This is a genomic window from Pseudoalteromonas sp. H105 (assembly GCF_001469215.1).
Lineage (GTDB): Bacteria > Pseudomonadota > Gammaproteobacteria > Enterobacterales > Alteromonadaceae > Pseudoalteromonas.
Map to the genome: position 1 here is coordinate 137,118 of NZ_LOFH01000006.1, position 20,555 is coordinate 157,672.

Annotated in this window: 28 protein-coding genes; 23 read left to right on the forward strand and 5 right to left on the reverse strand. The window is 43.0% G+C overall.

The features are described 5' to 3' along the window. The first annotated feature begins 52 nt into the window (after nucleotides 1-52). Complete coding sequence (locus tag ATS75_RS11895; RefSeq protein ID WP_058560643.1) at nucleotides 53-637, forward strand: hypothetical protein; 585 nt, start codon at nucleotides 53-55, stop codon at nucleotides 635-637. Then, the gene (locus ATS75_RS11900; RefSeq protein ID WP_058560644.1) at nucleotides 630-1,010 is read left to right on the forward strand and encodes a hypothetical protein; all 381 of its coding nucleotides are present in this window, start codon (nucleotides 630-632) and stop codon (nucleotides 1,008-1,010) included. Before ATS75_RS11895 ends, ATS75_RS11900 begins: the two co-directional genes overlap by 8 nt. On the opposite strand, the gene ATS75_RS11905 is transcribed toward ATS75_RS11900, so the two are convergent. Then, nucleotides 1,007-1,423: a helix-turn-helix domain-containing protein gene (locus ATS75_RS11905; RefSeq protein WP_058560645.1), complete on the reverse strand. Its 417-nt coding sequence runs from the start codon at nucleotides 1,421-1,423 to the stop codon at nucleotides 1,007-1,009. The genes ATS75_RS11900 and ATS75_RS11905 overlap by 4 nt on opposite strands. A gap of 426 nt (nucleotides 1,424-1,849) precedes the next feature. Here ATS75_RS11905 and ATS75_RS11910 point away from each other — a divergent pair, with 426 nt between their 5' ends. The 3 genes from ATS75_RS11910 to ATS75_RS11920 all read left to right on the forward strand — a co-directional run bounded on the left by ATS75_RS11910 (nucleotide 1,850) and on the right by ATS75_RS11920 (nucleotide 3,562). Continuing rightward, nucleotides 1,850-2,401 carry a hypothetical protein gene (locus tag ATS75_RS11910; RefSeq protein WP_058560646.1) on the forward strand — a complete coding sequence of 184 codons (552 nt, stop codon included), beginning with the start codon at nucleotides 1,850-1,852 and terminating at the stop codon, nucleotides 2,399-2,401. Further along, nucleotides 2,401-2,745, forward strand: coding sequence for a hypothetical protein (locus tag ATS75_RS11915; RefSeq protein WP_058560647.1), 345 nt, complete (start codon nucleotides 2,401-2,403; stop codon nucleotides 2,743-2,745). Before ATS75_RS11910 ends, ATS75_RS11915 begins: the two co-directional genes overlap by 1 nt. 106 nt (nucleotides 2,746-2,851) lie before the next feature. Next, entirely contained in the window at nucleotides 2,852-3,562 is a 711-nt protein-coding gene (locus tag ATS75_RS11920) for a hypothetical protein (RefSeq protein WP_058560648.1), read from the forward strand. Between the two features lie 29 nt (nucleotides 3,563-3,591). Here the strand turns inward: ATS75_RS11920 and ATS75_RS11925 are convergent, their stop codons facing one another. Then, nucleotides 3,592-4,056, reverse strand: a complete 465-nt coding sequence (locus ATS75_RS11925; protein WP_058560649.1) for a helix-turn-helix domain-containing protein — start codon at nucleotides 4,054-4,056, stop codon at nucleotides 3,592-3,594. A 162-nt stretch (nucleotides 4,057-4,218) separates the two neighbouring features. Here ATS75_RS11925 and ATS75_RS11930 point away from each other — a divergent pair, with 162 nt between their 5' ends. From ATS75_RS11930 to ATS75_RS11975, 10 genes are all read left to right on the forward strand, one after another. Further along, nucleotides 4,219-4,506 carry a helix-turn-helix transcriptional regulator gene (locus ATS75_RS11930; protein WP_058560650.1) on the forward strand — a complete coding sequence of 96 codons (288 nt, stop codon included), beginning with the start codon at nucleotides 4,219-4,221 and terminating at the stop codon, nucleotides 4,504-4,506. Next, nucleotides 4,503-4,778, forward strand: coding sequence for a helix-turn-helix transcriptional regulator (locus ATS75_RS11935; protein ID WP_058560651.1), 276 nt, complete (start codon nucleotides 4,503-4,505; stop codon nucleotides 4,776-4,778). The genes ATS75_RS11930 and ATS75_RS11935 overlap by 4 nt, the downstream gene beginning before the upstream one ends. A 9-nt stretch (nucleotides 4,779-4,787) precedes the next feature. Next, on the forward strand, nucleotides 4,788-5,183 hold the full coding sequence (locus tag ATS75_RS11940; protein WP_058560652.1) for a hypothetical protein: 396 nt from the start codon (nucleotides 4,788-4,790) through the stop codon (nucleotides 5,181-5,183). A 9-nt stretch (nucleotides 5,184-5,192) separates the two neighbouring features. Then, a complete protein-coding gene (locus tag ATS75_RS11945; RefSeq protein ID WP_058560653.1) occupies nucleotides 5,193-5,777 on the forward strand; it encodes a hypothetical protein in 585 nt (194 codons plus the stop codon). A gap of 32 nt (nucleotides 5,778-5,809) precedes the next feature. After that, nucleotides 5,810-6,085 (forward strand): hypothetical protein, encoded by a 276-nt coding sequence (locus ATS75_RS11950; RefSeq protein WP_058560654.1) that lies wholly within the window; start codon nucleotides 5,810-5,812, stop codon nucleotides 6,083-6,085. A 4-nt stretch (nucleotides 6,086-6,089) separates the two neighbouring features. Further along, complete coding sequence (locus ATS75_RS11955; protein WP_058560655.1) at nucleotides 6,090-8,687, forward strand: replication endonuclease; 2,598 nt, start codon at nucleotides 6,090-6,092, stop codon at nucleotides 8,685-8,687. Nucleotides 8,688-8,695: 8 nt separating this feature from the next. After that, on the forward strand, nucleotides 8,696-8,962 hold the full coding sequence (locus ATS75_RS11960; protein ID WP_058560656.1) for a hypothetical protein: 267 nt from the start codon (nucleotides 8,696-8,698) through the stop codon (nucleotides 8,960-8,962). Beyond that, nucleotides 8,959-9,243 carry a hypothetical protein gene (locus ATS75_RS11965; RefSeq protein WP_058560657.1) on the forward strand — a complete coding sequence of 95 codons (285 nt, stop codon included), beginning with the start codon at nucleotides 8,959-8,961 and terminating at the stop codon, nucleotides 9,241-9,243. The genes ATS75_RS11960 and ATS75_RS11965 overlap by 4 nt, the downstream gene beginning before the upstream one ends. Continuing rightward, a complete protein-coding gene (locus tag ATS75_RS11970) occupies nucleotides 9,233-10,753 on the forward strand; it encodes a DNA cytosine methyltransferase (RefSeq protein ID WP_058560658.1) in 1,521 nt (506 codons plus the stop codon). The genes ATS75_RS11965 and ATS75_RS11970 overlap by 11 nt, the downstream gene beginning before the upstream one ends. Before the next feature lie 72 nt (nucleotides 10,754-10,825). Then, a complete protein-coding gene (locus tag ATS75_RS11975; protein WP_058560659.1) occupies nucleotides 10,826-11,011 on the forward strand; it encodes a hypothetical protein in 186 nt (61 codons plus the stop codon). 123 nt (nucleotides 11,012-11,134) lie between these two features. Here the strand turns inward: ATS75_RS11975 and ATS75_RS11980 are convergent, their stop codons facing one another. From ATS75_RS11980 to ATS75_RS11990, 3 genes are all read right to left on the reverse strand, one after another. Beyond that, nucleotides 11,135-11,380, reverse strand: coding sequence for an ogr/Delta-like zinc finger family protein (locus ATS75_RS11980; protein ID WP_058560660.1), 246 nt, complete (start codon nucleotides 11,378-11,380; stop codon nucleotides 11,135-11,137). A gap of 75 nt (nucleotides 11,381-11,455) precedes the next feature. Then, a complete protein-coding gene (locus ATS75_RS11985; RefSeq protein ID WP_058560661.1) occupies nucleotides 11,456-12,490 on the reverse strand; it encodes a phage portal protein in 1,035 nt (344 codons plus the stop codon). Continuing rightward, entirely contained in the window at nucleotides 12,469-14,250 is a 1,782-nt protein-coding gene (locus ATS75_RS11990; protein ID WP_058560757.1) for a terminase large subunit domain-containing protein, read from the reverse strand. Before ATS75_RS11990 ends, ATS75_RS11985 begins: the two co-directional genes overlap by 22 nt. 195 nt (nucleotides 14,251-14,445) lie before the next feature. Between ATS75_RS11990 and ATS75_RS11995 the strand changes: the two genes are divergently transcribed. The 8 genes from ATS75_RS11995 to ATS75_RS12030 all read left to right on the forward strand — a co-directional run bounded on the left by ATS75_RS11995 (nucleotide 14,446) and on the right by ATS75_RS12030 (nucleotide 20,555). Continuing rightward, nucleotides 14,446-15,378, forward strand: a complete 933-nt coding sequence (locus tag ATS75_RS11995) for a GPO family capsid scaffolding protein (protein ID WP_058560662.1) — start codon at nucleotides 14,446-14,448, stop codon at nucleotides 15,376-15,378. A 48-nt stretch (nucleotides 15,379-15,426) separates the two neighbouring features. Further along, nucleotides 15,427-16,440 carry a phage major capsid protein, P2 family gene (locus ATS75_RS12000; RefSeq protein ID WP_058560663.1) on the forward strand — a complete coding sequence of 338 codons (1,014 nt, stop codon included), beginning with the start codon at nucleotides 15,427-15,429 and terminating at the stop codon, nucleotides 16,438-16,440. 67 nt (nucleotides 16,441-16,507) lie between these two features. Then, on the forward strand, nucleotides 16,508-17,083 hold the full coding sequence (locus tag ATS75_RS12005; RefSeq protein WP_058560664.1) for a hypothetical protein: 576 nt from the start codon (nucleotides 16,508-16,510) through the stop codon (nucleotides 17,081-17,083). Nucleotides 17,084-17,130: 47 nt separating this feature from the next. Continuing rightward, complete coding sequence (gene gpM / locus ATS75_RS20140) at nucleotides 17,131-17,742, forward strand: phage terminase small subunit (protein WP_268801569.1); 612 nt, start codon at nucleotides 17,131-17,133, stop codon at nucleotides 17,740-17,742. Nucleotides 17,743-17,856: 114 nt separating this feature from the next. Next, entirely contained in the window at nucleotides 17,857-18,306 is a 450-nt protein-coding gene (locus ATS75_RS12015; protein WP_058560665.1) for a head completion/stabilization protein, read from the forward strand. Further along, nucleotides 18,303-18,785: a phage tail protein gene (locus ATS75_RS12020; RefSeq protein ID WP_058560666.1), complete on the forward strand. Its 483-nt coding sequence runs from the start codon at nucleotides 18,303-18,305 to the stop codon at nucleotides 18,783-18,785. The genes ATS75_RS12015 and ATS75_RS12020 overlap by 4 nt, the downstream gene beginning before the upstream one ends. Beyond that, nucleotides 18,782-19,438 carry a hypothetical protein gene (locus ATS75_RS12025; protein WP_058560667.1) on the forward strand — a complete coding sequence of 219 codons (657 nt, stop codon included), beginning with the start codon at nucleotides 18,782-18,784 and terminating at the stop codon, nucleotides 19,436-19,438. Before ATS75_RS12020 ends, ATS75_RS12025 begins: the two co-directional genes overlap by 4 nt. A gap of 4 nt (nucleotides 19,439-19,442) precedes the next feature. Further along, nucleotides 19,443-20,555 (forward strand): DUF2586 domain-containing protein, encoded by a 1,113-nt coding sequence (locus ATS75_RS12030; RefSeq protein ID WP_058560668.1) that lies wholly within the window; start codon nucleotides 19,443-19,445, stop codon nucleotides 20,553-20,555.

Here is a 20,555-nt window from a genome sequence, read left to right on the forward strand (position 1 = left end):
GTTTTTTTGTCCCTAAACGTTTAGCATAGCCCTAAAAATAAAGGGTTTTAACATGGATTTTATTCAAGAACTCTATGAAAAATGGCTAGTCATAAAGCCATATACAACCGTCTTTTCATCACAAGCAATTATCGCCACTGCATTTTTAGTAGCGCTTTTAAACTCATTAAGAAAAGCGATTTATCATAAAGAATCGTTCAGTAACTTTCTTACAATAGCTTTTGTATGTGCAAATTACTTATTAACCGCTTTAATTACTGAGTTCGCGCTAGATTATGTACAGCGGCACGAATCTGCCGCGAGTGCTCAAAACTTATACCTAGCTGTTACATTAGCCAACATACTAACGCTTTTCATTATGTACAAAGCCCATGTTGCACTCAGTTATGTATTTACACCGTTATATTTTGCAGTAAATAAGCTGTTTCTTATCCTAAGTGCTTTTCACTTTGCCCTTTGGTTAAAGCTCGTAGTGTTAAATCTACAGCAAGAATTTGCACAGTTTCATTACCTATATAGTTTTATTGTCCTATATATCAGTGGTGTACTCGCTGTTATAATGCTTTTTCCCTATATTCTAAACACTACTTTTGGGTGTATATTCACTTTCAGTTTGCCAAGGAGTCGCAATGTTTGAATTAATTTATATAGCAATAGGTATATTTGCAGTAATACTCATTATCAGTACCTGGTTAATAGCTCGTAAAAATATTTTCGAAGAGCAAGTAAGGGCTAAATCGGTAGAGGCCATTTGGTTAACCATTCAAGCAGAGCAAGAGCCAGACATTCAAAAATCACTTAATTTTTTTAATGCAGCGCAAAAGCTCAAAGATGAAATAGCAGCGCTAACGTTCAATAAACCAAACTTTGCTAATTACAAATTAGAAGATGAAATACAAAGTAAAAAAGAAGAGTTTAAAGAAAAAAGCTTAGGCGAGTTACTCAGAGATTACGAAGTTAAATACAAATATGCTCAAACATACCAAAAGTTCAATCAAGGCAATAACTAATCAGTTGTTGTCTTTTTTAATTCAATTTCCTTATTAATATACTCAAGTTGAATGTCAGCAAGCTTACGCAAAACATCACTGTTATGTGTATCACCTTTAATAAATCCATTCATTGCAAGCACACTCAACCCCTTAAGTAGCCCATCTTTAATCACATCAAAATCACGTGTACCTTCGTGCAGCGTACCGTTAAGTAAATAATCAAAACTTAAGTTTTTAGCCAAGCTAGTCTGGTGTATGAGCTGAAAAGGAATAGAACCGCGGTTAATCGTATTAGTGCAAAAAGAGTTGCTTAACGAAAGGTGTCGTTCAAGCCCAGCATTTTTATTAACACCATAAGCCATACACAAGCGTTTAAAAATATCACTTACATGTTGCTGTTCTGGTGTTAGCGTCTTCTTAAGCTTAAGCATATAACCTTCCTAATTAATCCTAATCAATACTAAACGAGTTTTATTTTGAAAAACAGAGATTAATAATAAAAACTTACAATGTGTAAGTTTTTATTGCAAAGCATTCAAATTATGATATTTTCAATCCTCAAAATATCAGGGAATATAGAAATACTTTCCAAACTACTGTATAAATATACAGTAGTTAATTGGTTGTAATTAGCCCCAATTAACTAACTTACACAAAGTAAAGTACAACTAACCCAACGAAGGGAAACATCATGAAACCATATCCACTCAAAACACACCTAAAGTTAGCATCAAACGTATTTATTGGCGGCGATGACAACGGCGGCGGCGGTGACGGTGTAGAGCCACCATCAACAAAGTAGCGAGCCACTATTAACCAGCGTCATGCTGGTTAATGCTAATCAAAGGAAAGCCCCCATGATTGATTTTTTAACAGCAACAAGCTGGACCATACGCACACTAGAGCTAGTCATAGTATTAAACATACTGTATTTATTTAAACAGCACAGGTTTGCATTATTTTTTGGTGGTCAAAGTAATTTAAACACAACAGATGATCACACAATGCACTCATGCTTTATTGCAGCGTTAACAGTCATGGTGTTTCATTTTGTAAGCGCAAACTTATCGCAGTACATTTTAACTATTGAAATGGGTAAATTAGCGCTAAGGCAGTTCTTTTATTTTTCAATGTTTAGCTGTTCAGTGGCATTCTCAGTAACACTTTTCTTATTACACATAATTAGAGGGTGTACATTTTCAACACCATCGCGCCTATGCTTATATTTAGCAATCGCCCAAGCCATACTTCAGTTAATGCAATTCATCATGCGCGGTATGCTAGACAACAGCACGCTTTCACCTTTTTATAGCATGAGTGTCGTTTTGCTAAACATAGCAACACTTGCAGTAATTGCCGTATACCCACTTAAAGTAATCATTAACAATAGAAAAGCCGAGGATCGCTAATGTCGTTATTAATAGTAATGTTACTGTGCATAGTAAAAATGGGGTTAATAACAGCATACGCATTAGTGAGAGGACACAACACACACGGGCTTGAAACAACACTCAAACATAAATTAAAAGAATACATGCCAGAACAGCTAATAAAAAATCAAAGCGAGCAACCAACAGCTCACTCTATTGTTATGGACTTAGGCGCCACCTTAGAACAGCCAGACAATTGGAATAAAATAGAGTCAATGCAAGTAATTCATAAACGCGCCATTAACTTCAGAGTTCACGCACTAAAACAGCCAACAGACCTACCCCAACGCCAAGAACGGCCCGCATTCAAAATCGTTAAATAACCCGCTAAGGCGGGTTTTTTAATGCCCATCATTCAAACTTGTTAAAACTTAAGTGATAAATTAACCTATAAACTTAAACATATTACGGAAAATAAAAGGAAAGAAAATGGCAAAAGCAATAGGTTGGTTGCTAGGAGTGTTGGCAATTGCCAGTGTAGGAATGCACTTTGATAATGGTGAAGTGTTAGCGGGTATTATTTGTTTTTTCGCTATTGGCTTTTTAATCCCCCCAATCCTCAATAAAATTAATTCAGCTAACAAAAAATCGGCAGATGAAAAAGGTAAAACTCACAGCGCAACGTCTCAAAAGTCAGCCAACATATTAGGTGTTGTTATATTAATTGTTGCCGCTTTCATTGGAAGTGGAAGTGACCCAAAGCCAGAAAATGAGACCGTTGAAAAAGCTCAAGAGAAAAAACAAACTATTGATTCATCAGAACGTGGACAGTTAAAACCAATAGACTTAATTTATCAATTAATAACAAAAGTTGACGAGCTGGACTATTGGTTTAAAGGGCCATTCAAAGCTAACGACAAATTAAGATTTTATGATGTAAAAAATAGTTATGATAAGCAGCTAGATATTATTTGTGAAGACTTTGACAGATTGGTAAAAGATACAGGTAATTTAAATAGTGAATATTATGATGAATCTTTAGCGTGCAAAAACTTTAGGCTCAGTCTTGTTCATGTAATTCAAAATTTAAAAAGTGGTTCTTACGATGAAATACCAAAATTGAGAGAAAAGTTTGAGCCTGATTATCAAAACTTAAAGCAACAAGTAGATGAAGAAATAAAACGATTAAATAGTAAATAACTAAAAAGCCCGCTTAATGCGGGCTTTTTCTATGCTGTTTTTTGGCTCTTAGCGGGTTTGCTTGCTCGGGCATCAATAACGGGTTTTAAGTCTTTTAGCAGTAATTTACCGCAGTCATTTATATCAATCTTTTTTTCTGGGTTTACCTTAAACCAATCGAGATGAAAGAACATCATTAACGATTTAATTGAAGTATCAATAAACTCTTTCTCAAACTCTTCTTCATCCAACATGCCTTGTTGACTGGTTAGATCGCCTGGCGCAATTTGCCCAGCAGCAGGGTTAGTTTCACCTGTAAATAACCACATTAAATACATTTTAGTCTGTGGGTGGTTAGCAATTTTTTCTAAATTACCAGCACCTGGCTCAGAGATTCCCGACTCATATTTCTTGTAACCACTCAACCCAATATCAAGTAATTCGCAGAACTTAGCCTGACTTAAATGAAGTGATTCACGAATAGTTTTTATTTTAAGCCCAATAGTGTTTGACATGGTTCTTATAAGATCCTAGTATTAGCTCATACATAATAGTGTACGAAATGGTTCTTTTAGTGTTCTTTAAATGTGTTTGGGCTTAATAACATGCCCTAAGAATAAAGATTAGCACAATTATAGTCCGTTTAGGAACCAAACAAATAAAGTTAGAGGTCAATTATGGATACTGAAAAATACAGAAAAAACTTACAGGGTGAAGTAGTTGGCCCTGATGAAAAGTTCTTAAAGCGTAAGCAAGTGCTCGAAATGTGCGGTATTTCATTATCTCACCTGTACTACCTAATGAATAAAGGCATGTTTCCTAAGTCGCATCGTGTATCACACCGTAGTGCGGTCTGGCTTGAGTCAGATATAAACCTTTGGCGATCAATGAATACCAATCATTTTTTTGCCGAGTACGGTGAGCAAATTAAAGCACAACAACTTGGAGAGGGTGCAACAGCATGAGCCAAGTTGATGCATCAAAACACTACCGTACAAATTTACGCGGTGAAGTTATCACTATTAACGACCGTTATTTACGTCCTGCTGATGTGGCCGAAAAATGCGGTATTCACCGTTCGTCTATCTACCGCTTAATGGAGCGCGGCGAGTTTCCTAAATCGCACAAAGCATCAAGCGGCCGTGTGGTATGGGTTGAAGAAGACATACAAGAGTGGATGCGCCTAGGCGCTGAGAAGTTCCACGAGTTCTACGGCAAACAACAGTTAAACAACTAGGTGATCATCATGGCAAATGCATTAGTTAAACAAACCAATCACGCACAACCAGCGCCATTAAAAGCGGTTGAAGGGCGCCACATTCCAAAAGGGCTTGCTGAAATAAAAGCGCTTATGAGTAGTGAACGCCACACGCCAGAATATGTTTACACCCAAGTATTAAGTGATCAAGAACGCACAATAGTGTGTTTTACCGCAGGCCTAAAACGCCATGACCTTGAAAAAGGCTTTGCCAATTTTAGCGCCGATACCCGCTTAAAAATTCACAAAGCCATTTTGCAGTTACAAGAACTGGTTAAAGCATTCACCGATGCCAACGCCATGGCACCGGCTAAATTTGTGCAAAACGCCCCGCGTGAGAATACCAGCACCGACTATTCACACTTAACTGTTAGTTCGCACTAAGGATTGATCATGAGCTCAACGAATCGCGGAACCGAGCGCAATGCAGATGATTACTACGTAACACCGCATTGGTTAATTGAAGATTTTGTAGCAGCGTTCAGTGAAAACTGCCGTTTTCGCTTTGACCCAGAAGAATACCCATTAGTGTTAGACCCAAGTGCTGGCGGTTGTGATAAGTACGAAATGAGCTACCCAACCGTATTAGAAAAACACGGGTTTAATGTTAATAGCTGGGATATTCGCAAAGACTCTCGTGCAAAAGATAAGGGTATCGACTTCCTTGCAGTCAAACCTTTTGCACCTTATGACATGATCATCACAAATCCACCGTTTAACAAAGCACAAGAGTTTACCGAACATGCACTCGAAATGGTTTTTGAAGGCGGTTTAGTCATTATGCTGCAACGCCTTAATTGGTTGGGTAGTCAAAAGCGCAAACCCATGTGGCAAAAACTGCCATTAGCGGCGGTTTATGTTCACAGTAAACGCCCGGGCTTTGACCCACAAAAACCAAGTAAAACCGATTCAACCGAATACGCCCACTTTGTATTTTGCAAAGGCTACGAACACGCCTCTGAACTTTTTGTAATTTAACACCAAAAACAACACCCAAAGGAATACTAAAAATGAACACCATCAAAGACCAAGATCTATCTAAAAATCAGTTAATACTCAATATTGTTTTACACGCTATTGAGCAAGCCAATTTTACAATTCGCCTTTTAAACAAACGCAGCACCGTACACATGCTAATGCAGTGCGAAGACACACTGACTGATTTACTACCAATCGTAAAAATGATTGCAGATGACGACGTTAATTTTGAACGAGCATACAGCCTAATGAGCATTGCATTAAATGCCGTACAAATTGGTGGTGAACCAACAGAGATAGAGCTGTAGCGCCGTGGCTCAACCTCGACCCCTCGATCTTGACGCCCTTAACCTATCGACCATAGCTAAGGGCTTAATTTCGTCTATTACTGATGTTGACGACTTTAATTACCTTGCTAGTAACTTGGAAAAGGTGCCTGTGTCGCTGCAAAGTCGCATGGCCCGTAAATACATTGATCGTTACACTGAAAAAAAAGCGGGGAGCCAGTTCCGTGCCAATACGTGGATGCGCCGCACCATTGCGCGGTTAAAACCCCGCTTTGGTGTGCTACTCAGTATTACTCACAATATGCCATTGCCATGGCATATTCTAAGTAGTGTTGAAAAAACCAAAAAGCATGCAGGCACACTAGCATTAGAGTGCGTTGAAAAGGCGCTTGATGTAAGTGAACAAAACCAGCATTTACCCTATGAAAAAATAGTACGCCTTACCTACGAAGGTGTTGCAGCGTACGCCAAACAGTTTGGCGTAAATGTGCCATTTTACGACATGCGCGAAGACGAATTACCGCAAGCCTGTTTTGAAATCGCCTTGCTTAAACTGCAATGTGATAAGTGGTGGGCTCGCCAATTAAAAACCCTGCGTAAACAGTTTTTAGAATTACTAGAAATTGCAACCGGCCAAGTGGGTAAAGACCTTTACTACGATAAAAAAAGCCAAAAGCCTAAACGCCGCGGTATTAGCCCTTATTCGTCAAAGCAAGCACAACGAGAATTTAGCTTTGCCCAAGCCAGTGGCCGCCAGTTCCTTGAAATGATGGAACTACAAAGCAGTGACGGCGATGTAATTGACTTAATTGAAGCCGTAAAAACAGGCATGGCAAACCCCGCTAACCGCCGTAATGAGTTAATGCTGCGCATTCGTGAAACTGAAGAACTAGCCGACGAAATGGGCTATGTTGCCATGTTTTACACCATTACATGCCCCGCGCGTTATCATGCCAATGCAAGTACGTGGGATGGCTCAACGCCTAAAGATGCGCAAAATTATTTAACTACAACATGGGCGCGTGCCCGTTCAAAGCTTAATCGCCGTGGCCTTAAATACTTTGGTGTGCGCGTCGTTGAGCCACACGCCGACGGTTGCCCGCATTGGCACATGATGCTATTCATGCCAAAAAACAAACTTCAAGAAATCAACGCTATTTTGCGTTGGTACTTTATCCAAGAAGATAAAACCGAACTTTACGATCGTTATGGCCCAGAGCTTACACGAGCAAAAGTGTTTAACAAATTTGTAGATATAAACACTCATGGTACGCACATAAAAACGGTTGAAGCTTGTGTTAAATACCGTGCAGGCACTGAGAAAACCAAGTTATTTAAAATCTATAAACAAAAGCGCAGCGAGTGGGGCTTTGCTAAAAAGAAAGCCAACGAAGTAGCCATACAACGCAATAAAGAAGAAGCCGAAAAAGCCAAGGCTGAAAAAAGAGAACCTAAAAAGTTTAAGGCGAAAAACCATAAAGCGCCCACCAAATTTTACCGTACTTTTAGCCCACGCTTTGACGCTGTAAAGCTAGATAAAAGCAAGGGCAGTGCAGCGGCCTACATTGCTAAATACATTAGTAAAAATATTGATGGTTACATGCTGACCGATCATGTTGACGCCGACACAGGCGAAAACCTGCAAGAGCAAGCAAACCCCGTTTTAGCCTGGGCAAGTACGTGGAACATTCGCCAGTTTCAATTTCAAGGTTCGCCTAGCGTTACGGTTTGGCGAGAGCTTCGCCGTATGCCAAAAGGCAAACCAATTAAAGACGAAATTATAGAGCCTATTCGCTACGCGGCAGATAACGCCAACTGGAAAGACTACGTAAAACTACAGGGCGGTATGTGTATTGGCCGCGCTGCTAATTTTAAATCAATGTATGAAGACACCCCCATGGGCAACGACTACGCCGAAGTAGTGCGCCGCATTAAAGGTGTTGTAACCAACATTGATTACAAAGCCGTGCTTACACGTTTGTTTAACAACGTGCATAACGTAACGGATGCAACCAGCTTAAAAACCCGTCTTATCGAATGGACAAGACAACTCAAGGGCACAGCAGAAAAACTCGCAGCTAAGGCTAGCACCAACGCCGACGAAGGAGGCCTATCTTGGTCTAGTGGTAATAACTGTACGCCTATAGCCGTGGGCTCTAGCGCGGAGTTAATACTCGATATGGTGGGGTGTGATGAAAAACAGATCACAGAGGTTAAAAAGGATCTAAATGACGGTAAAAGGATCGCCAGAGACGGCCAAATTTACCATGTTAAAAACGGCCAATTACATGTTTTAGACGAAACCGCGCAAATAAAACACAACAAACACCTCGCAATTGAATACCGAGCAAAAACACTCGCCCAAAAATCGGCAAGCTGGCATGTAACAGAGAATCACTGGCAGCAAGCTCGCCAATTAGTAGACCTTGCTTACCAATACGCACAGCTAGACGGGCGTGAAACTCTTAATGCAACGCGCAATGAACAAGGCCAGTTCCATTACGGAGAGAATAAAAAAGGCGTGATCACCATTGGCGATTGGGACTTAGCAATTTTAGTAAACAACGGCAGCGCATCAGCAGTTAGTGATAACGACTGGTGGGCACTGGATTTAATGGCGTAGGAGAAAATATGACTATTCAAATTTCAAAAGTATCAATGCCAATGGCATGTATTAGTTGCCAGGCGTTTTGCCCTAAAGGGTATGCAGAAGATCAGCACAGCCCTTTTATTACTAAATTCGACCAGCCAAAGCCTAAAACCCAATACGGCCTATGCGGTAAAACCAATAACAGCGTATTTGCTACCGAAATTTGCAGCGGCTATCAGCAAGAACCTAACGCTAACGTATTTGCAGTAACTAACAGACCACAACCAAAACAACAGGTGACATTATGAACACACACGCAGCAGCAGAAAAAATGCTTTCAACAGGGCTGTTTTACAACGACCTATTACTAGGCCGTGAGTTTGGTTGCTCAGCCAAACACGGTGCCCGTTGCATTAAAAACATATGCGCCGACTCACGTTACCAAGTAGTGATAGAGCAAAACCCAATTAAACGGGTAAAAGTAACCGCCATCGATGGCCGAACAATGACTATTGATAAATTACAAAACACGGCGCTGTTATTTAAACGTCCAAGTTTATTGATTGGGGAAATTACAAATGCTTTATAAAAATGAAATTGTTGTTGATAATTTTGCAGGTGGCGGTGGGGCATCTACTGGCATGGAGCTTGGTTTAAATCGTAAAGTTGATATTGCAATTAACCATGATCCCGCTGCAATTGATATGCACAAAGTAAATCACCCGGAAACAAAGCACTATTGCGAATCTGTTTGGGACGTTGACCCGATTGAAGCATGCGCAGGTAGGCCTGTAGGTATGGCGTGGTTTAGTCCTGATTGCAAACATTTTAGTAAAGCTAAAGGTGCGACACCTGTTAATAAAGCCATTCGCGGACTTGCTTGGGTGGTGGTTCGTTGGGCTGCGCTAGTGCCAATGCGTGTTTTTATGCTCGAAAATGTTGAAGAGTTTTTAACATGGGGGCCAGTGGTAGAAGAATCGCCAGGTATTTTTAAACCATGCAAAATACGTAAGGGTGAAACGTTTAACGCATTTATAAAATGTATGACCACCGGCTTAAAGTCAGATCACCCAGCATGGCCTGAAATTAAAGAAGCACTTGGCGATGATTTTCCATATTACAAACTTGAAAAAGGCTTGGGGTATAACATTGATCATAAAATATTAACTGCATGTGATTTTGGCGCACCAACAAGCAGAAAGCGCTTTTTTCTCGTTGGCCGTGACGATGGGCAAAGTATTAACTGGCCAAATCCAACACACGGCAAAGCGGGGTCAGGTTTAAAACCATATCTAACCGCAGCTGATATTATTGATTGGTCAATACCGGCTAAATCAATTTTTAACCGTAAAAAGCCATTAGCTGAAAACACAATGAAGCGCATAGCAAAAGGTATTCAGAGATTTATAGTTGATACAGATACACCATTTATTGTTGATAATGAAAAAGCTATACCGTTTATAACAGAGCATGCCAACGCATCTAATCAGCGAAATATGGCTGTTGATGAACCTTTAAGAACAATATGCGCTCAAGTGAAAGGAGGTCACTTTGCATTGGTAGCCCCAATTATCGAAAGGCAGTTTAGCGCATCAAATTGTAATAAAGCCAATGAGCCATTGGCAACTATCACCGCTGGAGGTGGTGGCAAGTCGGCATTGGTTACAAGCCACATGATTAAATTGCGCGGTGATAATGTTGGCCATGCAACTGACGAGCCCTTGCAAACAATTTCGGCAGGAGGTAATCACTTTGGTGAAGTTCAAGCATTCTTAATTAAGTACTACGGAACTAGCGCAGCTCACTCAATTGATAATCCACTCGATACAGTAACAACCAAGGATCGTTTTGGCCTAGTAACAGTAAAAGGGGAGAAGTATCAAATTGTAGATATTGGAATGAGAATGCTTGAGCCACACGAACTATTTGCAGCAATGGGGTTCCCAGCTGATTATCAAATAGCTTTTGATTCAAACGGCAAAAAAAACACCAAGAAAAACCAAGTTGCTCGCTGTGGTAACGCAGTATGCCCACCAATTGCACAAGCATTAGTTGCAGTTAACTTTGGTGAAAACCAAGTATCAGAGGTGGCCGCATAATGAAAAAACCAGTTAAGCGCCGCAACTGGGTATATCACTCAGTTGTTAAACCAAAGCAAAGCGAGCAGAAAAATGAAAGATAAACAATTAACCCAAAAGCAAGAACTTGAAGTAGCAGCAGACGTAATTGAATACCTAAAAGGGCGAGGTTTTGAAGGTGTTCAAGCTGCATGCATTTTAAAAACATCAGCTACACATATTGAGAATAGGCTAGCAGCTCAGGTTTTTTTTCAATGCATGCAGAAAGGGTTAAACTAATTATTTGCAAACCCTAAAAAAGGGACTACCTTTAAAAGTGACTATTAAAGTTAAAAACTTCAAATCCTAAAAAAGGGCCTACATTGGATGTGGCCCTTTTTTATGTCTGCAATTTATGGGGAGCTATAAACCAATTAATTCTAATTGTTCTTCACGCGGTAGGTTTTTAATAAGCCCAGCGGCTATTTGCGCGGTGGTTTTGCAAGGAGGATTTAAGAAGTGATCAAACGATTGGGTAATTCTAAACGTAGCACCGCACTCTTTAGTATTGGTACACGAGCAATATAAATTAACCACATGCGCGCTTTGCTTTTCACGAGACGTAATTATTGCTTTAGCTTCACAATTTGGACAAGTTACCCGCGCCATAACATTCACCAACCGTTAAAAAATACACTGTAATTATATACAGTGTATTGATGTTTAACAAACAGGCATTTAACTTTACGCTGCGGGCTCTAAATCAAAATTAAGCTGCAATTTACTGCCAATTTCAGGATCCCGCGCTACTTCGTCCATCATTAATTTAATCAGCATTTTAGTTTCATTTTTAAAATACATGGCATCGTATTTAGTCGGGTCACCAAGGCCTGCATTGTTAGCCGGTATAATCCCTGCCAAGCCCGGTGGAAAACGGTGGGCGTTTAATATATCTTGCGCCGATACGTTTTTAACGTTCATGAACTCGTCTTTACTTTCAAAATTACCCACAGGAATTATTTGCAAGCCCTTTTCTTTACCGTTGGGTATGTTTACAAAGAGTGAGCGGAAGTTACCCACGCCTTTTGAATCTTGAATTTTTTCTTTTATATCGTCTTCAACTTTAGGGTCTAAGTTAGGATCAGTCGCGTACATAATAAAGCCCATGTGCGCGCCGTTTAAAAAGTACTTACGGCGGAATAGCGTAGCGTCCTCATTTAATAACGTAGCCTGCAAACCGCCCAAGTAATCGGCCAAGCCATATACTTGCTGCACTGGGTCGTACTGGCGAACCCAAATAATGTCGCTTTTTTTGTATTTTTTAACTTGGCTATTACGTTCAAGCACTACTGCGCCGCCATCCCCAGCAACACGCGTGCGGTAACTCGGCAGCGGGAACAGGCGCACCGTTTGCCTAAAACCATTACGTATTTTTAATAAAGCAACATCACCAAATTGCACCAGGTTTAAAAACGCCGCTTGCACTTGTTGCGCACTCATACCGCCACTAATAAACCGACCCGATGCCATATTTGCACGGCTTTGCACTATGCCGCCGTGTTGGGCATTACGCCGTGTAAGGTTGGCTAATAAATGGCGGTCAACTGGCGGCTCCCAGTAATTATCCATATCGTTATAAAATAGCGAGTCGTAATCGGTTAGCCACATATCTGGCATTACTTGCTCAGGCAAGCCAAACACAACGGGCGCATTTTGCTTACCTTGTTGATCGCCTTGCTGATCATTTGGCTGGTCTGTTAGTTGTTCTGCATGGTCCATCGTGATTTTCTCTTATGTGCATGGTTAAGTGGTTCGTTAATAACAGCGTGACTTATTGCAAAAAATACGTCTGCATGGCCTATGGTGTTATCACGGCTGGCTTTAAACGTTATGGCGCCGCCAGAGTCAGTACTGGTGCGGCGTATTGACAGGCAGCTCATAGCTATATCTTTATGGGATGCATCCCATTCGAGTCGGCCACCTTCAATCAGGTCAATCATTTTAAGTACAAGGCGGGTTTTACTGCCCACGCTGTAATGTATGGCGGTGGCTTCACGCGGGTAAAGTGTGGTGAGCGAGTCAAACACCCCCGCACCAATGCCTGTGGTATCTACACCAATATACGTAACGCGGTACTTAGCGTAAATTTTTTGAATTTCGCTCACATGGTGTGAAAAGTTCATCCCGCGCCAGTAGTGCTTTTCCAGTATTCTAAATTTTTCACCGGGCTTTTCAGGTGGGGCAACCACCACCAAGGCGGCATTATCGCGGGTGCGTGATGGGTCATAACCTAGCCATACCTCACGGTTACCAAATGGTTGCGCGGCATTGGGTTTGTGATCTTGCCAGCGGGCGGCATCAACCATGGCTTTTTCAAGGTCGCTGAATTTAAATATACTGTCGGCATCGTCCACAAAGATGCACATAAACAGGTTATTAAAATCATCGGCGTTGTATTCATCGCGCAGTTCTTCAATGTCGAATAAGTCACAGCCGCCGCGTTGGGCATCTTCAATGGTAACAACAAAGCGCCATTGTTTATCAGGGCACAGCCTGCCGTTATCTTGCAGTTCTACAAATGTAGGGAACTCAATTTCTTCACGTTCGGCGCGGCCTTGTCGCCAGTGGTCGCCAGTCCAAAAAGTGTAAGCAGGGTGCGCTTTAGTAGACGGGGTCGAAAAATACGTTTTACGCCACTTTTTATGTGTGGCCATGGCGCTGGCTAGTTTGTTTAGCTCGTTAAACTTACCAATCCAAAAGTATTCATCTACATAAACATGGCCGTGATAACTTTGCGCGGTTTTGCTGTTAGTACTTAAAAAGCGTAATTCGGCGTCCCCATGGGCGGTGTGTAATGTAATTGGGTTACCGGTTAGCTCTATTTCAAAAAACTCTTGCGCAATCGCAATGATATAACTGCGGAATACTTCAGCTTGTGCGCGACTCGCTGATAAAAATATTTGTGGGTCGCCACTTAATACCGCATCTTTAAACGCTTCACCCGCAAAATAGTACGTAGCCCCAATTTGGCGGCTTTTTAAAATATTACGAATACGCTGATGCAAGTTTTCGTGCATCGTTTTTTGGTATTCAAAGAGTGAGTCGTACCAGGTGCCAAAGTCTTCAGCGGTTAAATGGCTAACATCGTTTTTACGCTTACGGCCTTTACTTTTTTTATTGTCGTTACCGCTGCTGCTTTTATTACTGGGCTGGTTTGTACCGTGGGGTTGCTCGGCCTGTGCTGCTTTTTCTTGCTGGGCACGCTGCTTTTTAAGCTTAACGTGCTTTTCGATCAGCATGTCGAGCTCTTTTATTTGGTTACCTGTTTTGTCGCTTACATCGGTGAGTATTAAAATGCGCCGTGCAATGGCTTCGTCTACGTCTTCTTCGCGCAGCATATCGCGCCAGCTATATTTCTCAGCCCAATAGTAAATAACACGGTTATTTGGTAACGCCAGTTCCTCGCGTATTTCGTCGGGGGTGTGGTGGCGCAAATAAAGCCGTTTTGCTGCTTCGCGTATTTCCGGTGAATAAGCCATTACGTGGTATAAGTCGCTCATAAAATTAGTAACTAGCGACAGTGTATTCATTTATAATAAGACTATAACCGCTTAAAAATCCTTACGTTTCCTAAAACCTCAATCTAGGAATTTTCAAAAAGCTAACTAGGTGAACAGCCCTTTTTTTATGGCTATGCTGCGTTTAAATATTCAGTAACGCAGCACGGCAAGCAAATGGCAGCAAAGCAAACAGGTTGGGTAATTGCAGCAACAGAAGGCGCAACGGTAGACGGCCGCACCATTTCAAAAGAATGGATTAATCAAATGGCCGAATCGTATTCACCTGACGAATACACCGCGCTTATTTGGCCTGAACATTTTCGTTCAAGTTGGGGCCCAAGTGAAGGCAAAAACTGGGGGTCAGTTGACGAAGTTAAAGCAGCTAAACAAGGTGGCAAATTACGCCTGTTTGTAAAAATTACTGCTAACGACTACCTACTTGCTGCAAATAAAGACGGCCAAAAGCTGTTTATGTCTATCGAACCAAATCCCGATTATAAAAGCGAAGGGCGCTGTTACTTACAAGGCCTTGCCGTTACCGACTCGCCAGCCAGTTCTGGCACCAGCCGCTTAAAATTCTCTATTGGTGATAACCAAGCTGATCACGAATATAGCCACCTTGAAACGCTACAACACAGTGACTTTATTACCACCTTTAGCGACCCAGCTAACGACATTCCAGCCGACAAGCAAACCAAAGCACTAGGCCTGTTTGCCCAACTATTTAATTTATTTTCTAGTGATCAGCAGCCAGCTGATCCCCAAGAGCCACTCACCGAGGAAGAACCCATGAACAAAGAACAGTTTGATGCCCTAATGGGCAAGGTTGAAGGATTAGATACCAAGGTGACTGACCTTGAAACTAAATTCAGCAAACAGCCAAAAGGCGAAGAAACCCCGCCAGTTGAAGAACCGCCAGCCGCAAAGCCTGAAGGTGACAAGCCTGAAACAGGCGTAACCGCTGAGCAATTCAGCCAGCTAATGGAAAAGGTTGATGGCTTTAGCAAAAAAGTAGACGGCATTGAAACCAAATTTAACGCCCTTAGCCAAGAGCAAAGCGGCCAAGAGCCTGACCCAGTAGGCGGCGAAACCGTAGACCTGGTTTAAGCAAACCACGTTTACTTTTTACTAATGCATAACAGAGCGAGATAACGCATGCACTTAAATCAAACAGCCGCTGGGTTTTTACAAAAATACTCAACGCAAGTAGCAAAATCATTTGGTGTTGAAGACGCATCACACAAGTTTGCCATTTCAGACCCAATGGAAACCAAACTGCGCGCCGCGCTTTTAGAGTCGGTCGAGTTCTTACGCATGATCACCACCATGCAGGTCGACCAAATTAAAGGCCAAGTTGTAAAAGTAGGTAACTACGGTATTGCGACAGGGCGTAAAGCGGGTGGTCGTTTTACATCAGAGCAAGGCGTTGATGGTCATACATATGAACTGACCGAAACCGATTCATGCTCAGCGGTTACTTGGGCGCTGTTATCTACATGGGCCAATGCCGGTAACCTAAACGAGTTCATGAAGCTGATTAACCAAAACGCTACGCTACGCTTTGCACTCGACATGCTGCGCGTTGGTTTTAACGGTGTATCGGCTGCGGCCACATCAGACCCAGTTGCTAACCCAAATGGTGAAGACGTAAATAAAGGCTGGCATCAAATCGTTAAAGAAAAAGCGGCTGATCAAATAATGACAGACCCTGTTTACTTTGACCCAGACGGCGCAGGTGATTACAAAACGTTAGACGCCATTGTAACCGAGCTTAAAAACTCGCTTATTCACCCATCACTGCGTAATGACCCACGCCTAGTTGTATTGGTTGGTAACGACCTAACGGCCACCGCGCAAACCCACATGATGAACCAAGCTGACAAGCCAAGTGAAAAAGTGGCCGCACAGCAAATGGATAAAAACATTGGTGGCATGCGCGCGTATACGCCGCCGTTCTTCCCGGGTAAACGCATCGCGATCACCATTTTAAGCAACTTGCATATTTACACGCAAAAAGGCACCGCGCACCGCAAAGCCAAAGACGAAGAAGACCGCAAGCAATACGAGAACTCATACTGGCGTCAAGAAGGCTACGCAATCGAAGAGTTTGAAGCCTACGCCGCGATTGACGAAAGCGCCATGAACATTGGTGAAAAGCCAGCGGGCTAAACGTTTTAATCATTAATTGCTAGGCCTAACCGCCTAGCTGTTATCCATTTATTAAAAGGTAAGTGCCATGAGTGCCATTGCTGATTTTAAAAAGCGCCGCCTAGCTGCAAAAGCTAAACGTAAAACGGTGGCTGAAACAGGCGAAAAGCTTGTTGATACGTTGAAAGGTTTGGCGGATGAAGCCAAAGAAACAACCGCGCTTAAATTGCTCGCGCAGTTGCTAGGTTGTGATGAATCAAAAGCGATTGAAACCGCTCAACAATACGTTGACCAAAACATTCACTTTTTTGATGTAACCATGAGCGTTGATCCTGCCGCGCCAGACGAAGACAAAACCGCTGTTGCAAACGTCACCTTAGATGAAAAAGGCAACATTGAAAACATTGATGTTTCAAACGTTGAAGATGCAACCGACGAGCTTAACCACAGCATAGACAGCGCAAGCACTGCTGCAGGTGAAATTAAAACTGCTGCTGATCAGGCAAGTGACGCCGCCAGCGATTTAGCCTACCAAGCCGACGACATTAACGCCGCTAATAGCGACTTAAAAGACACGGTTGAAGAGCTAAAAAAGCCGTCGGCGGCGCAAAAATCCTCCGATTCAAAGAAAGCAACCGAGCAAAAAAACAGCTCGAAAAAGTAAGTGTTACAGGTTCAGGGCAATACGCCCCAAGCCTGCACTTACAGCTTATTGAATTAGAAGACGACCTAAAACGGTTAAAAAAAATGGTAACCCGCGCCGACAAAATCGCTCACAAACGTGATGTGTTATTGCCAAAGTGGTTACCCATTGTTGAAGACTATTTAGCAAAAGAAGGTAGACAAAATGAAGACAACCCGATTTTCGCGTATTGCACTATTTGGCTTTTCGACGTTGGCAATCTCAGCCGTGGCATTGAGTTTGGCCTCAGAGCCATTGAGTTTAACCATCCCATGGCTAGTAACATCCGCCGCCAGTGGCCTGGTTTTATTGCCGACACTGTTTTTGACTGGGCAAGCACCCAAGCAGAAAAAGGCAACAGCATTGAGCCGTATTTTGGCCAAGTGTTCAGCAAGGTTGCGAACCATTGGAAATTACCTGAGCAAGTTACGGCTAAGTACTACAAGTTTGCGGGCCTTGCGTTACTGCGCAGCAAAAACGGCGACGTTTCGCCATCGCATGTTGGCGACGTTCAGCGCCTGCAACAAGCAGATGGCTACTTAGCCAAAGCCGCCGAGTTACACCCAAAGGTACAAGTTAAAACAGTAAGAAACAAAATTGCAATGAGATTGCGAGCCATTGCCGAGCTAAACGCTCAGTAATCGCTAACGGCTCCCAACCCTCCAGTGCACTAGCCGAGCGTTTAACAGGCGACTGTTAATAACCGCGTCGACGCTAACTGCACTGAACCTAATTTATTGAAAAAGGTATACGGTATGTCATTTGGATTCGAAGCCACAGCACAAGACAGCATCAGCATAGATGCCGATAGCGGCTGGCCTGCATTAAGCACGGCAGAGTTTCGTAAACATCGCCGTATACCAGAGTTTTATGAAGAGGCCGTAATTGCCGATTCACTCAACCGCAGCGCACTAGAAGTACAACAACAAATAATTAAATACACAATGAAAGACAACACGGACGTTGCTTTCGCCATCACAAACGGCGTGCCAGATTTTAACACCGCCCAGCAAAGTGTTTACCGTGGTGCTGTTTATGCCCGTTCGCATAGCGATTTAATGGGCTATTTTTCATCGGTTGACCAAAAACCAGCAGGCAACAATAAGGCAGACGATGTTAACCAACAAGACGCGATACTTGCGCAGTCTAACCGTAGCGTTCGTTTACTGCTCGGGTTGGGGCGCGCGGGAGTGCACACACTATGAGCCAAACAATTACCCAATTGCAGCAACTCACCGAGTTTTTACAAACCAGTTTAAGCGGTGCTATTCACACCAACAACATAGACGCATGGCAAGAACGCGGCACATTGCACGGCATTGGCGACGACCGCGGGCAAGACGGCTACGCAATAGCAAAATGGAAGTACACAGCCGTAATCGCAATTGAAAAGTTCCCGCATCGTCGTGTAAACCCGTACAACTTACTTGCATTGATCAGCGCGTTTTTAATCGACAGCGACTGGGAACGTGACAACTTTGGGCTAGATGACCCAGAGATTGAAATTGACGTAGTAAGCAAAGATGACGCAACCATCATGATTGATGTGCAACTGATTGACGACATCGAATTAATACCCAACGACAACGGCCCAATACTATTTAACGGCGCGCGTTATCACGTATCGCTTGTACCAATCAGCATTGCCGAAAACGTTGACGTAGATGTTAAGGGGCAATCATGAGTTTAGTGATCACCCCAAACAGCAAACAAGCATTGAGCGCAAAGCACCAGTTGCAGTTATTAGCATTACCACCGGCTAAACGTACTCGCACCTTAAAAACACTAGGGCGTTATGAACGTAAGCTCGCACGCCAGCGCATACGCACCCAAACCACAGTAGACGGTAAAAAGTTTGCAGCGCGCGAAAATGGCAAAAAAGTAAAAATGCTCAAACGCATGGGGAGAACATTAGAACCATACGTAAAAGCCAGTAACCGCTTAGAGCTTAAGCATAAAAATAAATTCTCAGGCCAAATTGCAGGGCTACACCAAGAGGGCGGCGTAGAACGTATGACCGCCAGCCGCATGGCACGCATACATGGCAAACCAGATTACAAAGCGCCGTGCACACGCAGCCAAGCAAAAGCGCTATCGGCTGAGGGGTACAAAGTACGTAAAGCCAAAGGCAATGGCTACCGCCGCGCCAGCATTAAAGAAATTATGGCCAATGTCACTCACGGTAAAGCCACCCTGGTACTAAGCAAAATGCGCGACGATAAACGCCTCAATAGCTGGCAAATACCTGTAAAAGCCCGCCCGTTCTTAGGTGACAGCAGCGCCAACGTGCAAGCACAGCTAGCAACCATTTTAAACCAACTCAATAAACGAGGATAAACCCATGTCACTAGGTAAAGTGCAAGTTAACAATCTGAATTTAGGGCAAGGCGACATCCAAGGTGTTGAACGACACTTCTTGTTTGTTGGCCGTGCGGGTTCAGTAGACGAAGAAAGCCAATTATTCAGCGTAGGCGCACAAACTGATCTTGAAGAATCATTTGCTGACAGCCCACTACGTGATCAGCTCATTGCCGCGCAACTTAACGCAGGCCAAAACTGGACAGCAGCGGTTTACCCTCTGGCTGACGATGAAACAATTATTGATGCAATCGACCGCGCCAACGAAGTGCAAAGCTTTGAAATGGTTATTGTGTGCGACGAACAAAACACCAGCGGTGGCCTTACTGATATACATGATCACTTAACATCGCTGCAAGCAACACTTGGCCGTTTTGTATCAAGCTTAGTTGCGTTGCCAGGTATCGACGTAGCAACACAAACATGGTCAGCGTATGAAGCTGCAACCGTTGCCCTGCAAGCGGGCATTGCTGCGCACTTAGTTGTGCCAGTACCACAATTACACGGTAATAACGTGGGCGTATTAGCGGGGCGATTATGTGACCGCAGCGTAAGCATTGCCGACAGCCCAATGCGCGTAGCCACAGGCAGTGTGTTGGGTTTAGGTGATGCACCGGTTGACACCAACGACGACCCGTTATCACTAGCCACACTTGAAACGTTAGCAAATGCACGTATGAGTGTGCCGCAGTGGTACAGCGATTTTGAGGGCATTTACTGGAGTGACGCCCAAACGCTAGACGCCGCTGGCGGTGACTATCAATACCTTGAGCATTTACGCCCAGTGCACAAAGCCAGCCGAGAAGTACGCGTGTTAGCCATTCGCCGTGTTGCAAACCGTACTCTTAACTCAACGCCTAACAGTATTGAGCTAAACAAAGCCTACTTTATGAAGCCGCTGCGCAAAATGAGCAAAAGCACCACCATTAACGGCACCATGTTCCCTGGTGAAATTACCCCGCCAATTGAAGGCGATATCACCATTGTATGGACCAGCAATAAAAGCGTAGTGATTTACCTCATCTTGCGCCCGTACAACAGCCCGAAAGAAATTACCGTCAACATCATGCTTGATCTAAGCAGTAAAGGAGAATAG

What these genes read in the sequence shown, in the direction of transcription:
- ATS75_RS11895 (WP_058560643.1), top strand. Translation starts at nt 53, where the DNA reads ATGGATTTTATTCAAGAACTCTATGAAAAATGGCTAGTCATAAAGCCA.
- ATS75_RS11900 (WP_058560644.1), top strand. Translation starts at nt 630, where the DNA reads ATGTTTGAATTAATTTATATAGCAATAGGTATATTTGCAGTAATACTC.
- ATS75_RS11905 (WP_058560645.1), bottom strand. Translation starts at nt 1,423, where the DNA reads ATGCTTAAGCTTAAGAAGACGCTAACACCAGAACAGCAACATGTAAGT.
- ATS75_RS11910 (WP_058560646.1), top strand. Translation starts at nt 1,850, where the DNA reads ATGATTGATTTTTTAACAGCAACAAGCTGGACCATACGCACACTAGAG.
- ATS75_RS11915 (WP_058560647.1), top strand. Translation starts at nt 2,401, where the DNA reads ATGTCGTTATTAATAGTAATGTTACTGTGCATAGTAAAAATGGGGTTA.
- ATS75_RS11920 (WP_058560648.1), top strand. Translation starts at nt 2,852, where the DNA reads ATGGCAAAAGCAATAGGTTGGTTGCTAGGAGTGTTGGCAATTGCCAGT.
- ATS75_RS11925 (WP_058560649.1), bottom strand. Translation starts at nt 4,056, where the DNA reads ATGTCAAACACTATTGGGCTTAAAATAAAAACTATTCGTGAATCACTT.
- ATS75_RS11930 (WP_058560650.1), top strand. Translation starts at nt 4,219, where the DNA reads ATGGATACTGAAAAATACAGAAAAAACTTACAGGGTGAAGTAGTTGGC.
- ATS75_RS11935 (WP_058560651.1), top strand. Translation starts at nt 4,503, where the DNA reads ATGAGCCAAGTTGATGCATCAAAACACTACCGTACAAATTTACGCGGT.
- ATS75_RS11940 (WP_058560652.1), top strand. Translation starts at nt 4,788, where the DNA reads ATGGCAAATGCATTAGTTAAACAAACCAATCACGCACAACCAGCGCCA.
- ATS75_RS11945 (WP_058560653.1), top strand. Translation starts at nt 5,193, where the DNA reads ATGAGCTCAACGAATCGCGGAACCGAGCGCAATGCAGATGATTACTAC.
- ATS75_RS11950 (WP_058560654.1), top strand. Translation starts at nt 5,810, where the DNA reads ATGAACACCATCAAAGACCAAGATCTATCTAAAAATCAGTTAATACTC.
- ATS75_RS11960 (WP_058560656.1), top strand. Translation starts at nt 8,696, where the DNA reads ATGACTATTCAAATTTCAAAAGTATCAATGCCAATGGCATGTATTAGT.
- ATS75_RS11965 (WP_058560657.1), top strand. Translation starts at nt 8,959, where the DNA reads ATGAACACACACGCAGCAGCAGAAAAAATGCTTTCAACAGGGCTGTTT.
- ATS75_RS11970 (WP_058560658.1), top strand. Translation starts at nt 9,233, where the DNA reads ATGCTTTATAAAAATGAAATTGTTGTTGATAATTTTGCAGGTGGCGGT.
- ATS75_RS11975 (WP_058560659.1), top strand. Translation starts at nt 10,826, where the DNA reads ATGAAAGATAAACAATTAACCCAAAAGCAAGAACTTGAAGTAGCAGCA.
- ATS75_RS11980 (WP_058560660.1), bottom strand. Translation starts at nt 11,380, where the DNA reads ATGGCGCGGGTAACTTGTCCAAATTGTGAAGCTAAAGCAATAATTACG.
- ATS75_RS11985 (WP_058560661.1), bottom strand. Translation starts at nt 12,490, where the DNA reads ATGGACCATGCAGAACAACTAACAGACCAGCCAAATGATCAGCAAGGC.
- ATS75_RS11990 (WP_058560757.1), bottom strand. Translation starts at nt 14,250, where the DNA reads ATGGCTTATTCACCGGAAATACGCGAAGCAGCAAAACGGCTTTATTTG.
- ATS75_RS11995 (WP_058560662.1), top strand. Translation starts at nt 14,446, where the DNA reads ATGGCAGCAAAGCAAACAGGTTGGGTAATTGCAGCAACAGAAGGCGCA.
- ATS75_RS12000 (WP_058560663.1), top strand. Translation starts at nt 15,427, where the DNA reads ATGCACTTAAATCAAACAGCCGCTGGGTTTTTACAAAAATACTCAACG.
- ATS75_RS12005 (WP_058560664.1), top strand. Translation starts at nt 16,508, where the DNA reads ATGAGTGCCATTGCTGATTTTAAAAAGCGCCGCCTAGCTGCAAAAGCT.
- ATS75_RS12015 (WP_058560665.1), top strand. Translation starts at nt 17,857, where the DNA reads ATGTCATTTGGATTCGAAGCCACAGCACAAGACAGCATCAGCATAGAT.
- ATS75_RS12020 (WP_058560666.1), top strand. Translation starts at nt 18,303, where the DNA reads ATGAGCCAAACAATTACCCAATTGCAGCAACTCACCGAGTTTTTACAA.
- ATS75_RS12025 (WP_058560667.1), top strand. Translation starts at nt 18,782, where the DNA reads ATGAGTTTAGTGATCACCCCAAACAGCAAACAAGCATTGAGCGCAAAG.
- ATS75_RS12030 (WP_058560668.1), top strand. Translation starts at nt 19,443, where the DNA reads ATGTCACTAGGTAAAGTGCAAGTTAACAATCTGAATTTAGGGCAAGGC.